General features: G+C 68.2%; 13 protein-coding genes. 12 read left to right on the plus strand and 1 reads right to left on the minus strand.

Annotation, left to right across the window (positions count from 1 at the left end; genetic code table 11):
* Positions 1–28: 28 nt before the first annotated feature.
* From acnB to C7443_RS01290, 4 genes are all read left to right on the plus strand, one after another.
* The gene (gene acnB / locus C7443_RS01275; RefSeq protein ID WP_110016764.1) at positions 29–2,608 is read left to right on the plus strand and encodes a bifunctional aconitate hydratase 2/2-methylisocitrate dehydratase; all 2,580 of its coding nucleotides are present in this window, start codon (positions 29–31) and stop codon (positions 2,606–2,608) included.
* Between the two features lie 520 nt (positions 2,609–3,128).
* Positions 3,129–4,022, plus strand: a complete 894-nt coding sequence (locus C7443_RS01280; protein WP_110016765.1) for a PEP-CTERM sorting domain-containing protein — start codon at positions 3,129–3,131, stop codon at positions 4,020–4,022.
* A gap of 284 nt (positions 4,023–4,306) precedes the next feature.
* A complete protein-coding gene (locus tag C7443_RS01285) occupies positions 4,307–5,668 on the plus strand; it encodes an HD domain-containing protein (RefSeq protein WP_110016766.1) in 1,362 nt (453 codons plus the stop codon).
* Between the two features lie 98 nt (positions 5,669–5,766).
* A complete protein-coding gene (locus C7443_RS01290) occupies positions 5,767–6,075 on the plus strand; it encodes a hypothetical protein (protein WP_110016767.1) in 309 nt (102 codons plus the stop codon).
* A 25-nt stretch (positions 6,076–6,100) separates the two neighbouring features.
* Here the strand turns inward: C7443_RS01290 and C7443_RS01295 are convergent, their stop codons facing one another.
* Positions 6,101–7,468 carry a (Fe-S)-binding protein gene (locus C7443_RS01295; RefSeq protein WP_110016768.1) on the minus strand — a complete coding sequence of 456 codons (1,368 nt, stop codon included), beginning with the start codon at positions 7,466–7,468 and terminating at the stop codon, positions 6,101–6,103.
* A gap of 452 nt (positions 7,469–7,920) precedes the next feature.
* Here C7443_RS01295 and C7443_RS01300 point away from each other — a divergent pair, with 452 nt between their 5' ends.
* From C7443_RS01300 to C7443_RS20010, 8 genes are read left to right on the plus strand one after another with little or no spacing between them, the layout of a single operon-like run.
* The gene (locus tag C7443_RS01300; protein ID WP_110016769.1) at positions 7,921–8,502 is read left to right on the plus strand and encodes a Pvc16 family protein; all 582 of its coding nucleotides are present in this window, start codon (positions 7,921–7,923) and stop codon (positions 8,500–8,502) included.
* Complete coding sequence (locus tag C7443_RS01305; protein WP_110016770.1) at positions 8,499–9,266, plus strand: hypothetical protein; 768 nt, start codon at positions 8,499–8,501, stop codon at positions 9,264–9,266. Before C7443_RS01300 ends, C7443_RS01305 begins: the two co-directional genes overlap by 4 nt.
* A gap of 29 nt (positions 9,267–9,295) precedes the next feature.
* The gene (locus C7443_RS01310; protein WP_110016771.1) at positions 9,296–11,527 is read left to right on the plus strand and encodes a phage tail sheath subtilisin-like domain-containing protein; all 2,232 of its coding nucleotides are present in this window, start codon (positions 9,296–9,298) and stop codon (positions 11,525–11,527) included.
* A 19-nt stretch (positions 11,528–11,546) separates the two neighbouring features.
* Positions 11,547–12,005 (plus strand): phage tail protein, encoded by a 459-nt coding sequence (locus C7443_RS01315; protein ID WP_110016772.1) that lies wholly within the window; start codon positions 11,547–11,549, stop codon positions 12,003–12,005.
* 4 nt (positions 12,006–12,009) lie between these two features.
* Positions 12,010–13,518, plus strand: a complete 1,509-nt coding sequence (locus C7443_RS01320) for a hypothetical protein (protein ID WP_110016773.1) — start codon at positions 12,010–12,012, stop codon at positions 13,516–13,518.
* The gene (locus tag C7443_RS01325) at positions 13,511–14,014 is read left to right on the plus strand and encodes a phage tail protein (RefSeq protein WP_110016774.1); all 504 of its coding nucleotides are present in this window, start codon (positions 13,511–13,513) and stop codon (positions 14,012–14,014) included. The genes C7443_RS01320 and C7443_RS01325 overlap by 8 nt, the downstream gene beginning before the upstream one ends.
* 24 nt (positions 14,015–14,038) lie before the next feature.
* Entirely contained in the window at positions 14,039–14,821 is a 783-nt protein-coding gene (locus C7443_RS01330) for a CIS tube protein (protein WP_211346131.1), read from the plus strand.
* A gap of 3 nt (positions 14,822–14,824) precedes the next feature.
* Complete coding sequence (locus tag C7443_RS20010; RefSeq protein WP_170123439.1) at positions 14,825–14,986, plus strand: hypothetical protein; 162 nt, start codon at positions 14,825–14,827, stop codon at positions 14,984–14,986.

Genomic DNA, 14,986 nt, shown 5'->3' on the forward strand with positions numbered 1-14,986 from the left:
GCGCAATCACGCTGAGAGGGGGTTATCCGTGCTAGACGCATACCGCAAACATGTCGAGGAACGCGCTGCCCAGGGCATTCCGGCACTGCCGCTGTCCGCGCAGCAGACCGCCGACCTGGTGGAACTCCTGAAGAACCCGCCGAAGGGCGAGGAAGAGTTCCTGGTCGACCTGCTGACGAATCGCGTCCCGGCCGGCGTCGATCAGGCTGCCTACGTCAAGGCGGCATTCCTGGCCGCCGTCGCCAAGGGTGAGGCCTCTTCTCCGCTGGTCAGCCGCGTGCAGGCCACCGAGCTGCTGGGCACGATGCTCGGCGGCTACAACATTCAGCCGCTGATCGATCTGCTCGACGACGCCGAGTGCGGCGCCGCTGCGGTCAAGGCTCTGTCGCACACGCTGCTGATGTTCGATTACAAGAACACCATCAAGGAAAAAGCCGACGCCGGCAGCGCCAACGCCAAGACCGTGCTGCAGTCCTGGGCCGATGCCGAGTGGTTCACCAGCCGCCCGAAGGTACCGGAAAGCGTCACCGTGACCGTGTTCAAGGTCACCGGCGAGACCAACACCGATGACCTGTCGCCGGCGCCCGACGCCTGGTCGCGCCCTGACATCCCGTTGCACGCGCTGGCCATGCTGAAGAACCCGCGCCCGGGCATCGAAGCCGACCAGCCCGGCAGCGTCGGCCCGATCAAGCAGCTCGCCGCGCTCAAGGCCAAGGGTCACCCGGTCGCCTACGTCGGTGACGTCGTCGGTACCGGCTCCAGCCGCAAGTCCGCCACCAACTCCGTGCTGTGGTGGACCGGTGAGGACATTCCCAACGTCCCCAACAAGCGCTTCGGCGGCTTCTGCTTCGGCGGCAAGATCGCCCCGATCTTCTTCAACACGATGGAAGACGCCGGCGCGCTGCCGGTCGAGCTCGATGTCTCGCAGATGGATATGGGCGACGCCGTCGAGCTGCGCCCCTACGAGGGCAAGGCGCTGAAGAACGGTGAAGTCATCGCCGACTTCAGCTTCAAGTCCGACGTGCTGCTCGACGAAGTCCAGGCCGGCGGCCGTATCAACCTGATCATCGGCCGTGGTCTGACCGACTGGGCGCGCGAGCAGCTCGGCCAGGGCCCGTCGCCGGTATTCCGCCGTCCGGCCGCACAGGTCGAATCCAGCCAGGGCTTCTCGCTGGCGCAGAAGATGGTCGGCAAGGCCTGCGGCGTGACCGGCATCCGCCCGGGCACCTACTGCGAACCGAAGATGACCACCGTCGGCTCGCAGGACACCACCGGCCCGATGACCCGCGACGAGCTCAAGGATCTGGCCTGCCTCGGCTTCTCCGCCGACATGGTGATGCAGTCCTTCTGCCACACCGCTGCCTATCCGAAGCCGGTCGACGTGCAGACCCACCACACGCTGCCGGACTTCATCTCCAGCCGCGCCGGTGTCGCGCTGCGTCCGGGTGACGGCGTCATCCACTCCTGGCTCAACCGCCTGCTGCTGCCGGATACCGTCGGCACCGGCGGCGACTCGCACACCCGCTTCCCGATCGGCATTTCCTTCCCGGCCGGCTCGGGCCTGGTCGCCTTCGCCGCGGCCACCGGCTCGATGCCGCTCGACATGCCGGAGTCGGTGTTGGTGCGCTTCAAGGGCCAGATGCAGCCCGGCATCACGCTGCGTGACCTGGTCAATGCGATCCCCTACTACGCGATCAAGCAGGGTCTGCTGACCGTCGCCAAGCAGGGCAAGAAGAACATCTTCTCCGGTCGCATCCTCGAAATCGAAGGTCTGCCGGATCTCAAGGTCGAGCAGGCCTTCGAGCTGTCCGACGCCTCCGCCGAGCGCTCTGCCGCCGGTTGCGCCGTCGCGCTCAACAAAGAGCCGATCATCGAGTACCTGAACTCGAACATCACGCTGATGAAGTGGATGATCGCCAACGGCTACCAGGACGCGAAGACCCTGGAGCGCCGCATCAAGGCGATGGAAGCCTGGCTGGCCGATCCGCAGCTGATGAAGGCCGACGCCGACGCCGACTACGCCGCGGTCATCGAGATCGACCTGGCCGACGTCAAGGAGCCGATCCTGGCCTGCCCGAACGACCCGGACGACGTCAAGCTGCTGTCCGAAGTCGCCGGCGACAAGATCGACGAGGTGTTCATCGGTTCGTGCATGACCAACATCGGTCACTTCCGCGCGGCCGGCAAGCTGCTCGACGGCAAGTCCGACATCCCGGTGCGCCTGTGGATCGCCCCGCCGACCAAGATGGACGCGATGATCCTCAGTGAGGAAGGCTACTACGGCATCCTCGGCCGCAGCGGCGCGCGCATGGAAATGCCGGGCTGCTCGCTGTGCATGGGCAACCAGGCGCAGATCCGCAAGGGCTCGACGGCCATCTCCACCTCGACCCGCAACTTCCCGAACCGCCTCGGCCTCGACACCCGCGTCTACCTCGGCTCCGCAGAGCTGGCGTCGATCTGCGCGATGCTCGGCAAGCTGCCGACGGTCGCGGAATACATGGCCAACATCGGCGTCATCAACGCCAAGGCCGACGAGATCTACCGCTACATGAACTTCGACAAGATCGGCGAGTTCAAGGATGTGGCGGACAAGGTGGAAGTCGCCTGAAGCTGCGCTGAATACTGAGCCCGCAGAGGCCTGCGGGCTCTAAATACAGCAAGCCCCGGACTTTACGGTTCGGGGCTTTTTTATTTCATCCATGCACGGGCAACGCAGCAATCACAGCCCATGCAAGCGGAGCTACTTTCACCGATCGAAACAGAGTAATGCCCAAATCATTTACCACAAGGAAATCTTCACCTGGCAATCCGGCAACACTGAAAAGCACACATAACGATGAGCTTCACCGCAAACCAGTTAAATGCAGCATACAGACAATAATTTTAATCACTTTTGGCAATAACCCATGCACGTTATTCATACATAAAACTGTGCTGCGGGCACCGTCATATCACTGGACATTCAGATAAATTGACTGTCAATTGTTTTTACATCCGCTGATCACAGATGCTACTTCATCTCAGTAAAAATCCGGTGTTTTTGTTAATGGTGCGTTTCATGCCTATGTAATTCCGCTCACCCAAACACTGCCTCGAACGCCTGCTGAGTATTGAGTAAGGAGGAAACCATGCGGCATCAATCCTTGTTCACCGCGTTCGCTTTATCGCTGTTGCCCACCGTCATTGCGAATGCCGGACCAATGCTCATCTTCAGCACGGGAGATCCTGACGGCCGGATGGCAATGGCGTCCCGCCCTGCAAGCACCGGAGAATTCGAAATCGAGACGGCCGATGACTTCGTGCTGACGCAAGGCGCCAGCATCAGCGGAGCAAGCTTCATCGGCCTGCTGACCAACCAGGCAAGCCCATCCTCCTTACTTTCCGTCAGCGTCGAGATTTACCGCGTATTTCCACTGGATTCCGATCTCACCCGCACGTCCGGCCCCGCGTCGTTTTCCACATCCTCGGTACCGACCCGCGTCAACTCACCGGCCGATGTCGCATTCGACAGTCGTGACAGTAATTCGGCGAGCCTGTCATTCAGCAGCACACTGCTCACCCCGTCATTTACCACCCTGAATTCCATTCAGGCCGGCGGCATACAGCCAACCCCCAATCAGACCACCGGAGGCAATGGCCCGATCACCGGTCAGGAAGTCCAGATCGACGTCACCTTCGATACGCCGATCGATCTGGCGGCAGGGCACTATTTTTTCGTTCCACAGGTGGAAGTCTCCGGAATCGACAGTTTTCTGTGGCTTTCGGCGCCCAGACCGATAAGTTTCGGCACCGGCCCGTTCAGCCCCGATTTACAGGCCTGGACCCGAGATGCGCAGCTTGACCCGGACTGGCTGCGGGTCGGCACCGATATCGTGGGCGGAAGCCCCGCCCCCACGTTCAATGGTGCATTTTCATTATTGGCAACCACCGTCGACGAGCCGGAATCCACAGCCTTGATCGGCATCGCCCTGCTGGCTTTGGCCATTGCGAAAAATCGCGAAAGACCACGCCTGGTCATTTAAATACGCAAGAGCGCATCGCTTTTCAGCACACGGCATGGCGAATGCGCTCGCAGCACACCGGCCTGCACGGCTTAAAAAACCACCCGTCGATTCTCCGCGGATTTCTTTAAATAAATGGAATGCCGCAGCTGGCCGATTCGACGCAAGGCCACGGCTACAGCCTTCGCTCGTCTGGCGCGGTTTGTTCGCATTCCGGCGTGGAAGCGCTTCAAGCGCGCAAGGCTGGACGCCGCAGACGGTGCAGGTGACAGTCTGCGTCCAAACTGGCCACCCGTTTCCAGCCCATGACCGACGATCTTGTCGCCCGCGCCCGCCGCTACGCCACCGAAGCCCACGCCCGCATCGACCAGCGCCGCAAGTACACCGGCCAGCCCTATGAGGCGCACCTGAAAGCCGTCGCCAAACAGGTTCAGGACGCCGGGGGTGACCATGCGATGGTCGCGGCCGCGTGGCTGCACGATACCGTCGAGGACACCCCGGCCACGCTCGGCGATATCGAGCGTGAGTTCGGTGCCGACGTCGCAGCGCTGGTGGCCGACCTTACCGACGTCAGCCGGCCGAGCGACGGCAACCGCGCCCAGCGCCGCGCCATCGACCGTGCTCATTCCGCGCAAGCCTGTGCCCGCGCACAGACGGTCAAGCTCGCCGATCTGATCGACAACTGCCGTGACATCAGCCGTCACGATCCGCAGTTCGCCCGCACCTTCATGGAGGAGATGGAACAGCTGCTCACCGTGCTCGAAGCTGCCGATCCGCGCCTGCGCCAGCAGGCCTACCGCACGCTCGAACGCTGCCGCGCCCAGCTCGACCGCGTCGCCGTCGCGGCTCCGGCCGAGGCCCTGCCGGCGCTGAGCGACGACGACGTGCAGCGCCGGCTGCGCCAGGTGCAGGTGTTCGCCCACGCCTTTGCCGCGCAGGACATCGCCGATACGCTCGCCTCCTTCGACGCCGAACACCCGGCCGCGCGCGCCGCCACCAGCATGCAAGCCAACGGCTGGCAGATCGCCGGCGTGCGGCGTGCCGGTCGCATCGACGGCTGCGTATCCCTCGATGCCCTGCAGACGCGGCCCGAGTCCAGCTGCGGCGAGCTGAGCCGGCCGCTCGAACGCTCCAGCCTGCTCGCCGCCGACGCCTCGCTCGCCGAAGTGGTGCATGTGCTGACGCGCCAGGATCACGCCTTCGTCACCACCCTCGGTGAGCCGGTGGCCCTGATCTCGCGTGCGCACATGCAAAAGCCGGTGGTACGCATGTGGCTGTTCGGCATCATCACCTTCGCCGAAATGGACTTCACCGACCGCATCCGCAGGCGCTGGCCCGGCGGCGAGTGGACCGCGCAGCTGTCGAGTGCTCGCCTGGAGAAAGCCCGCCTGCTACAGCAGGAACGCCAGCGCCGCGGTCACGTCTGCACGCTGCTCGACTGCCTGCAGTTCGGTGACAAGGCGCGTGTCCTCGCCAGCGATGCACAGGAGTGCGAACGGCTCGGCCTGCCCGGACGCAGCGCCGCCAAGCGGGTCATCGCCGACCTCGAATCGCTGCGCAATCATCTGGCCCATGCGCAGGACATCGTCAGCCACGACTGGGCTCAGATTGCCCGCCTGGCCCAGCGCGTCGAAGAGATGGTGGCGAACGTCAGCGTCCATCTGTAGCGTATCGCGTGACGCGGATCACAGGTTCGGAGAACGACGGTCTGCATCTTGCACAGTTTTTTTGACGTTCAGGGTTCACGGGCACAGGGTTGATGCAGATGAACACGATCGAACTGGACATTGCTGATCTCAAACGTGCTGCATCATTTCAGCTGCACCGGACAGCGCTGTTGCTGGTCAGCCGACTGCACGCTGACACTGCCGAGGACGCGCCATCGCTGATGCGTAAATGGCTGATTCGGCGCCGCCTGCGCACGATCATCCGCGAGCTGCTGCGTCGGCGCCGGCTCGACGAGGTCATGGCGATGGCGCGCAGCACCGCCGCCGACGTGCTCGAACAGTCACACATCGCCGACGTCTCGCAGCAGTATCTGCGCCTGATCGAACGCCTCGGACCCGATCAGTAACACCGGCGCCCGAACGGCCGACGCATCAGCCGATGTCGGCGGCCAGCCGGTCGCGCAACAATTGTGCGAGATGCACCGCACTGCGGCCGTCATTCAGCCGGATCTGCTCACGACAGGAAAAACCATTGGCCAGCACCCGCGCCTGCGGCTCGGCGCGCAGCGCCGGCAGCAGCGCCTGCTCGGCCATCGCATCGGCCGCCGCCGCGTGCTCGACCTCCAGCCCGTAGCCGCCGGCCATGCCGCAGCAGGCCGCCTCGACGAACTCGAAATCGACGCCGGGCAGCAGCTTCATCACCTTGCGCATCGACTTCATCGCGCCGACCGCCTTCTGGTGACAATGCCCGTGCACCAGCACACGCAGCGGAGTGTCGGTCGACTGCCAGCCCAGATTCAGGCGCCTGGCGGCGTGCTCACGGGCGATGAATTCCTCGAACAGGATCGACAATGCCGACAGCCGCTCTGCCGCCTCACCGAGGCCGAGCATGCGGTACTCGTCGCGCAGCGCGAGCAGGCAGGCCGGTTCCAGACCGAGCACCCAGCGCCCGGCGGCGACGTGCACTTCGAGCGCAGCGAGCACGCGGCGGGCTTCGGCACGCGCCGCCTCGATCATGCCGTTGGCGATCAGCGTGCGCCCGCAGCACAGCGGCCGCTGCGGCTCGGCGTCGTCAGCCGCCGCGGCGACGATGAACACCCGGTAGCCGGCGGCCTCCAGCACCTGGCGCGCCGCCACGGCAATATCCGGATCGAAATGCCGGGTGAAGGAATCGACGAACAGCACGACCTCGCGCCCGGCATCGGCCACCGGCGCGCTGGCGTAAGCCTCGGCCGGAAACGGCTGTGCGACGGGCTGCGGCAAGGCGCGATCGGCACGGATGCCAAGCAGGCGCTCACCGAGCCGGGCCAGCGCCGGCAGGCGATTGCGCAGCGCCAGCAGCCGCGGCAGCCAGCGGCGATGACGGTACAGATGGCGTGGCAGGCCGGCGAACAGACGCGTGCGCGGCCGCACACCCTGCTGTGCCTGACGCTGGGCGAGGTACTCGACCTTGATCGTCGCCATGTCGACCGAGTTTTCGCACTCGCGCTTGCAGCCCTTGCAGCCGACGCAGTCGTCCATCACTTCGGCGAGCTGCGGATCGGTGAACGGCAGGTCACCGAGTTCGCCGTTGAGCGCCGCCTTGAGCAGGCGCACACGACCACCGGTGGAAAACGCCGGATCACCGCTGACACGGTAGCTCGGGCACATCACGCCCTTGGGATTGAGCGTCTCGCACTGGCGACTGCCGATGCATACCGCCACGGCTTTCGCGAAGTCACCACCGCTCTTGGGAATGTCGGCGTAGGCATCGCCCATGCCGGCATTCTCATACGCGGACCAGTCGAGAAAGCTCTTCATCACCACACTCCCGGACATCGATATCGACGCCGAGGCAGCAAGAAACACGCCGCAGCCAACGGTGAGTGAATGCCCGAAAATCAAGCGACTAGCGCCCCCGCCGTTGTCGGCTTTGCGACAACGGCGGGGAGCAGGAGCGCAGGGCGCCATCGGCACTGCAGCCCGGCGAGCCGCGTCACCACGGGCGCATGTCGGTGTGCGAGGCAGCCGGTGCAATAAAAAATCGGCCGCGGATGCCATGAGCCTTGTCATCCACTCTCCGCATGCTACGGTCAGCTTCACAAAACTTCACAAAAAGACCGCGTTACCGCGTCGCCCTGCACTTGCCGGGACGGCGATGTCGTCAGGGAGGTTTCTGAAATGGCCGGATTTTGCCAAGCGTCGTCGTTTCCCAAATGCTTTTCCTGCCTGCGAAACCGTGACGGCGCATCGCGCCTGCGCTGACGCCTGCCATGGCCAGCCATCGCGCCGCAGAAGCCGCCATGCTCGCCATCGAGGCGGCGCTCAAGCGTGAGCAGCCCGCGGAACTGATTGCGCTCGGCGCGGTGCGGCTGCTCGGCAGCGCCGACCTCGCCCGCCAGGATCTCGGCAATCTGCTCGGCCTCTACCTGCACCGCATCGCACTCGATCCGGCCGCGCGCAACCGCTACCGCCAGCCGCCGCCGGCGGCCAATGCCGCGCCGCAGGCCCTGCTGCCGCTGACCCTGCATTTCCTGCTGTTCCCGTGGGTCGGCAGCGCCTCCTCCGAACTGCGCCTGCTCGGCTGGGGCATGCAGACACTGGCACGCATCTGCGAACTGGATGCCGCGCGCATCGGTGCCTTCGACAGCGAATGGGGCGAGCAGGAGCGTGCCCAGCTGCAACCCGAGGAGATGTCCGCCGAGGATCTGCTGCGCGTCTGGGACGGGCTGCCGCTGAAGTACCGGCCGAGCGTGCCCTACGTGGTGCGCACCGTGTTCGTCCACGACACGCCGCAGCCGGCCGCCGGGCCGGTGCGCACGCGGCTGTTCGGCTATGACGGTGAAGTGCCATGAGCGGCGAGAGCCTGCTGGTGCACGGCCATGCGCTGCTGCGTGCCGTCGATGCCGCCTCCGCCCCCGGCGACCCAGCGGCGATGCGCCCGGTCGACGCCGTGCTCGATTTCGAACTCGACGCAGCACCCGCCGGCCTGCGCCCGCTGCGCCGCGATGCCCGGCTGATCCTGCACTTCGGCCAGCCGCCCGAGCGCATCGCGGCACTGCCGCCGCTGAGCGCGGCACAGCTCGCCGTGCCCGCGGCACCGACACTGAGCCTGCACGGCCGCGTCAGCGATCCGCAGCGACGCTGGCAGCCGCGCCGCTTCGCGCTCGACCTGGCGCCGGGCAGCGTCACGCTGCTGCCGCTCTACCGCGCCCCGCTCGGCGTGCGCCGCAGTGCCGGCGGCACACTGTTCGGCACACTGCGACTGGAAGACGGCACGCCGGCCGCCTGGGCGCGGCTCGAAGTCGACGTCGAGGTCGCTCCGGCCAGCACGTTGCGCTTCGTCGCCCAGGCCGATGCCGCCGGCGACTTCCTGCTGACGCTCGACCGGCTGGCGCTGCCGCCGGCCGAGATCGCGAATTTCGCCGCGACGCTGCGCGTGCTGCATCGCGCCGGTCAGTGGCCCGACGGGCTCGATCCCGACACCCAGCAGGCTTTCAACGTCCAGGCGGCCGATGCCGCCGACTTTGCCGCCAGTTACGGCTTCGCCCTGCAGCCGGGCGCGACGACGCGGCTCATGAGCTTCCAGCGCGATGCGCTGGTGATCCGGGCGCCCTGACGCCCTGTACCGCACGAGGAGGCAGCGTCATGCCCGAGTACCTCGCCCCAGGCGTGTTCGTCGAGGAGACGAGCTTTCGGCAGAAGTCCATCGAAGGCGTCGGCACCAGCGTCGCCGCCATCGTCGGCCCGACCCGCTACGGACCGCTGCGCGGCCGCCCGGAAGTCGTCACCAGCTTCGCCGAGTTCACGCGCATCTATGGCGACGCCGCCGACCTGGTGTTCGAGGACACGGCCGAGCCCAACTACACGGCGATCGCCGCGCGCGCTTTCTTCGATAACGGCGGCAAGCAGCTGTTCGTCAGCCGCATCTGCCGCGACGTCAACCTGATCGACGCCAGTGGCGACAACGCCGACGCCGCCCGTGCCCGCCTGAACAGCGCGCCGCTCGGCTTCGCTGCGCGCTTTCCCGGTGCCGCCGGCAACTTCACGCTCGAACTGCGCTGGCGCGATGCCGCCAACCTGCTGCGCAGCGAGCGCATCGCCGCGCCACCGGCCGGCACCAGCGCGCTGCTGCAGGTCGCCGGCATACCGGCCACGGCGCGCATCGCCGGTGCCACGCTCGATGCCGCCCGCTTCCCGCTGCGGGTGACGGCGATCGTCAGCGCCGGCACGGTGTCCACCGACCCCAACGACGCCAACGCCCCGCTGGTGCCGGCCTGGCTGATCCAGGGCGCTGCCGCCGAGATCACCGACGCCGACGGCGAGGCGCTGACCGCCGCCGAGATCGCCACGCTCGGCGGCGCGCTGCTCAGCGCCGAGGTGCCGGCCTCGGCGACCTTCACCCGCGTCAGCGCCCGCGCGCCGGCCAGCGGTGCCCTGGTCGCCGGCGAACAGGCGGTGCTGCTGCTGTCGGCGCCGAGCTCGCTCGCGCCCTATCTCGGCGGTGTGACCTTCGGCAGCCGCCGCCTGCTGCGCGGCACGCTCAACGCCGCCGGCACCACGCTGTCGCTGACCGCCGCGCGCAACACGGTGATGAACGGCAATCAGGCCGATGCCGCGCGCAGCCTGTCGGCCGACGTGGTGCTGCCGCTCGCCGCGCTGGCCGCGCGCCCGGACGTCGCCTTCACGCTGTTCACGCTGCGGGCCTTCGACCTCGACGTGCTCAACGCCGGCGAGGCGGTCTACTCAGTGGCCGACATCGCCCCGGCCGCGGCGGCTGCGCGCAACCTCGCCGCCGTGCTGCCGCCGACGCCGGCGCGCCAGTCCGACCGCCTGGCGCAGCCGGTCGCCGCCACGCTCACCGCCGGCGCCAGCGCCGATGCCGTGCTCGATGCGCTGTTCGCGCTGGCCGACATCGCCGCCCTGCTGCCGGCCGCCAGCGCCCTCGCCGGCTCGCGCTGGCTGCTGCGCCTGACCGGCGGCAGCGACGGCGCCGTGCCCAACGCCGCCGACTACACCGGCGAGGCCGGCGTCGGCAACAGCGGCGCCACCGGCTTCGTCGCGCTCGAAGACATCGAAGACATCTCCATCATCTGCACGCCGGCCGCCGCCGCCCATCCGGCCAGCCACGCCCAGGTGGTACAGGCGATGTGGGCGCACTGCCGGCGCATGCGCTACCGCGTCGGCATCGTCGATGCCGAGGCCGGCATGAGCCTCAACGAGGTGCGCAGCTTCGCCGGCCAGTTCTCCGACAGCCTGCTGGCGCTGTACTACCCGTGGGTGGTCACCAGCGACCCGACCGGCGCGCGACCGGAGCTGACGGTGCCGCCCGGCGGCTTCATCGCCGGCGTCTACGCCGGCACCGACGTGCGCCGCGGCGTGCACAAGGCGCCGGCCAACGAGGTGTTGATCGGCGCCAGCGGCCTGGAGCTCGACGTCAACCGCTTCCAGCAGGAGCTGCTCAACCCCAACGGCATCAACTGCCTGCGCTTCTTCCCCGGCCGCGGCTACCGCGTCTGGGGCGCGCGCACGCTGAGCGACGATCCGGAATGGCGCTACGTCAACGTGCGCCGCTACTTCCTGTTCCTCGAACGCTCGATCGAGAAGTCCACGCAGTGGGCGGTGTTCGAGCCCAACGGCGAGGCGCTGTGGGCCAACGTGCGCTCGACCATCGAGGACTTTCTCTACAGCGAATGGGTCGGCGGCCACCTGCTCGGCAGCGCGCCGAAAGAAGCCTTCTTCGTGCGCTGCGACCGCTCGACGATGACGCAGAACGACCTCGACAACGGCCGCCTGGTGTGCCTGATCGGCGTCGCCCCGCTGCGGCCGGCCGAGTTCGTCATCTTCCGCATCGGCCAGAAGACCGCCGACGCCCAATGACCGCCGGAGGCCATGAACCATGCCCGTGTTCCGTGAAACGCCGTATTCCGCCTTCAACTTCCTGGTCGAGATCGAACCCGGCATCGGCCGCGAGGTGCGCGCCGGCTTCTCCGACGTCGCCGGCCTCAACAACGAGATGACCGTCGCCGAGTACCGCGCCGGCAACTCGCCGGTCAACCACGTGCAGAAGCTGCCCGGCATCTACAAGGCCGGCGACGTCACCCTCAAGCGCGGCGTCATCGGCGCGGCCGACTTGTGGGAGTGGATCACCGCCACCCGCGAAGGCCACCTCGACCTGGCCAAGCGCACCGTGGTCATCAGCCTGCTCGCCGAGAACCGCGAGGACGTGGTGGTGCGCTGGAAGCTGCAGCGGGCGATGCCGTTGAAGTGGACCGGACCGACGCTGGCCGGCAAGGGCGGCGGTGACGTCGCCATCGAAGAGCTGGTGCTGTCGGTCGAGTCGCTCGACCAGGAGTAAGCCGATGCTGCTCGCCGATGGCCGCGTCTACCTCAACCCGGCACCGCCGCCGGCACGCACGCCGGCACTGCCGGTGGCGCTGCTCGGCCACGTGCCGGGGCGCGCCCGCGTGCAGCGGCTGACGCGGGCGATGCGCGAGCAGTGGCGCGGCCTCGGCCTCAGTGCCAGCCGCACGCGCATCGAGCGCCTCGCCGGCGGTGGCGCTGCCGTCGACGACGAAGACGCCCGCCTCGCCGAGCTGCTGCACCTGCCGCTGGCGCTCGACAGCTACGCTCAGTTCCTCGACCTGTTCCCGGACGCGCGCAGCGCCGCCGCGCTCACCCAGCACACGCCGCTGGCCGGCAGCGCCTGCTGGCTGCCGCTGGCAGTCGAGGACTTCTTCGCCGCCGGCGGCGAACGGCTGTGGCTGGTGCGCGTGCCTGAAAGCGAAGGCCGCGACGGCCTGCTGCCGGCCGGCGAGCCGGACTTCAGCCACCCGGAGACGCTGCGCGGCATCGACGTCGCCCTCGGCATCCCGGAAATCGGCCTGCTCGCCCTGCCCGATCTCGAACGCCTGCAGGTCCCGCCGCAGATCCGTGCCGACGCTGTTGCTGTGCAGCGGCCGCTGCAGGCGCGCTTCGTGCCGCTCGGTCAGCTCGGCCCGCGCGAGCAGAACGTGCAGGCCGCCGACAGCGTACCGGCGACGCCGCCGTGGCCGTTCACCGAACTGCTCGCCCGCCTGCTGCCGCGCTGCGCGCGCTGGCGGCCCGACGTGCAATGCCTGCTGACGCTGCCGCTCGCCGCCGACCCCGCGCACGGTGCGCAGGCCGACGCCGACGCGCTCGCCCGCCTCGCCGCGCTCGACGGCGAGGCGCTGCGCCAGGCCCAGCGCCTGCAGCTGCTGTTCCCTTATCTGTGCGGACCGCGCGCCCCCCTGGCCAGCGCCGGCGGTCTGCTCGCCGGCCACATCGCTGCGCGCGCCGTCGACGGCGCCTGGCGCTCGATCGCCGGGCGCGCGCTCGCCAGCGATGCGCTGCCCTGGCCGCTGCTGGAGCGCCGCCAGGCGGCGGCGCTGCGTGAAACCCCCGGCATCGGCGTACTGCTCAACCGCGACGGCGCGCTGCAGCTCGACGACGAGCGCCTGTGCGGCGGCCTGCCGGGCACGCTGGCCGAACAGCCCGGACAGGCGGCGGCGAACAGCGGCATCTATTACTACCGCTCGGCGGAAGTCGTGCGCCTGATCGGCTGGCTGCTGCGCCAGCTCGCCGCCTTCGGCGAGCGCCTGGTGTTCGTCACCGACCCGGACGATCCGCGCCCCGGCCTGCTGCTCGAAGACTTCTTCCGCCGCCTGCATGCCCGCGGCGGCCTGCGCGGCGCGCGCTTTGAAGACGCCTGCCGCATCCGCCGCGTCGAGGCCGGTGCGGCGACCATCGCCTGGGACATCGAAATCGCGCCGGCGGTACCGATCGACACGCTGACGCTGTCGCTGCTGCACACCGACGGCGCCTGGCGCGCGCAGGTGGATCATGGCTGAGTCCGGCGCACGCCCCGGCACCGCCCCCGGCGACGAAGCCGTCTTCGTCCCCTTCCGCTTTCGCGTGCAGCTGTACTCGGCCGATGCCGGCGCGCCGGCAGCCCTGATCTGCGCCGGCGCCTTCAGCGAGCTCGGCGGCCTGGAAGCGACGATGACGCCAAAGGCGATCCGCGAGGGCGGGCGCAACTGGGGCGAGCTGCAGCGCGCCGGCACCACCAGCTTCGCCACCGTCGTGCTCAAGCGCGGCATGACCTCGGTCGGCGATCTGTGGACCTGGTTCGACAGCGTCAACCGCCGCAGCCTCTACGGCCTGCGCATGACCGCGCGCATCGAAGTCTTCGCCGGCGCCGGCAGCACGCCGGCGCTGGTGTGGACGCTGGAAAACGCCCTGCCGGTGAAGTTCAAGGGCGCCGACCTGTCGTCCAGCGCCGCGCAGGTGGCGATCGAGGAACTGCACCTCGTGCACGAGGGCATCACGCTGGAGCGTCCGGGCTGAGCGCCCGCCGCAGGAGCACGCGACATGGCCACCGACGATCCCGCCGTCACCCACGCCAGGCTGGTGCCCTGGCAGGGCAACACGCTGCTCGAAGCCAAAGCGATCAGCGTCGCCTTCAACCCGGTCAGCCTCAAGGTCGCGCTCAGCAACCAGCTCAAAACCGAATCCGGCAACAAGGGCCAGTCGAAAAACGCCGCGCAGTTCGTCGACAAGAGCGCCTCGACGCTGAGCTTCGAGCTGATCTTCGACACCAGCCGCGAGATCACCGACGTGCGCGAGCAGACGCGCAAGATCGCCGAGCTGTTCATGAAGCCGATCGCCCCCGGCGAGCCCGACTACAACGGCGACGGCAAACAGCCGACGGTGCCGCGGCGGCTGCGCTTCCAGTGGGGGCGCTTCGGCTTCGACGGCCTGATGCAGAGCTACGCCGAGACCCTCGACTACTTCTCGCCGGAGGGCGTGCCGCTGCGTGCGACGCTGTCGCTGACGCTCAACGAGGACCGCTTCCAGCATTTCTCGCTGCCCGGCGAACCGCCGCTGGCGCGCCTGCCGCCGGTGTTCGCGCCGAGCGGCCCCGGCTCGACGCTGGCCGACGCCGAACGCAGCGCCGGCAAGGAGGCGCCGGGGCGCGACTGGCGCTCGACGGCGCTGTTCAACGGCATCGAGACGCCGCGCTTCCCCGGTGGCAGCGGCGTGCTGGTGCCGCCGCTGGCGGCGCCGTCCGCCGAGGCCGCCTTCAGCTTCGGCGCCTCGGCCGAGCTCGGCACCACGCTCGGCGCCCGTGTTTCCGTGCGTTTCGGAGGTTGAAGCATGCCGGTCTACGTCAATGAACTCGACACCGAACTCGAAGAACCCGCGCCGCCGCCGGCCGCGGACGTCGCCGACAACGCCCCCCCGGCTCCCGATGCGGCAAGCCTCGCCGCGCTGCTCGACCTGCTCGCCGAACGCCGCGAGCGCCTGCAATTCGACTGA

Origin of the sequence: Plasticicumulans acidivorans, from assembly GCF_003182095.1 — a bacterium.
GTDB lineage: Bacteria > Pseudomonadota > Gammaproteobacteria > Competibacterales > Competibacteraceae > Plasticicumulans > Plasticicumulans acidivorans.

Excerpts from the sequence above, each read along its gene's own strand:
- C7443_RS01300 (WP_110016769.1), top strand. The coding sequence starts at position 7,921 with ATGGCCAGCCATCGCGCCGCAGAAGCCGCCATGCTCGCCATCGAGGCG.
- C7443_RS01320 (WP_110016773.1), top strand. The coding sequence starts at position 12,010 with ATGCTGCTCGCCGATGGCCGCGTCTACCTCAACCCGGCACCGCCGCCG.
- C7443_RS01280 (WP_110016765.1), top strand. The coding sequence starts at position 3,129 with ATGCGGCATCAATCCTTGTTCACCGCGTTCGCTTTATCGCTGTTGCCC.
- C7443_RS01290 (WP_110016767.1), top strand. The coding sequence starts at position 5,767 with ATGAACACGATCGAACTGGACATTGCTGATCTCAAACGTGCTGCATCA.
- C7443_RS01315 (WP_110016772.1), top strand. The coding sequence starts at position 11,547 with ATGCCCGTGTTCCGTGAAACGCCGTATTCCGCCTTCAACTTCCTGGTC.
- C7443_RS01310 (WP_110016771.1), top strand. The coding sequence starts at position 9,296 with ATGCCCGAGTACCTCGCCCCAGGCGTGTTCGTCGAGGAGACGAGCTTT.
- C7443_RS01295 (WP_110016768.1), bottom strand. The coding sequence starts at position 7,468 with ATGAAGAGCTTTCTCGACTGGTCCGCGTATGAGAATGCCGGCATGGGC.
- C7443_RS01305 (WP_110016770.1), top strand. The coding sequence starts at position 8,499 with ATGAGCGGCGAGAGCCTGCTGGTGCACGGCCATGCGCTGCTGCGTGCC.
- C7443_RS01325 (WP_110016774.1), top strand. The coding sequence starts at position 13,511 with ATGGCTGAGTCCGGCGCACGCCCCGGCACCGCCCCCGGCGACGAAGCC.
- C7443_RS20010 (WP_170123439.1), top strand. The coding sequence starts at position 14,825 with ATGCCGGTCTACGTCAATGAACTCGACACCGAACTCGAAGAACCCGCG.
- C7443_RS01330 (WP_211346131.1), top strand. The coding sequence starts at position 14,039 with ATGGCCACCGACGATCCCGCCGTCACCCACGCCAGGCTGGTGCCCTGG.
- C7443_RS01285 (WP_110016766.1), top strand. The coding sequence starts at position 4,307 with ATGACCGACGATCTTGTCGCCCGCGCCCGCCGCTACGCCACCGAAGCC.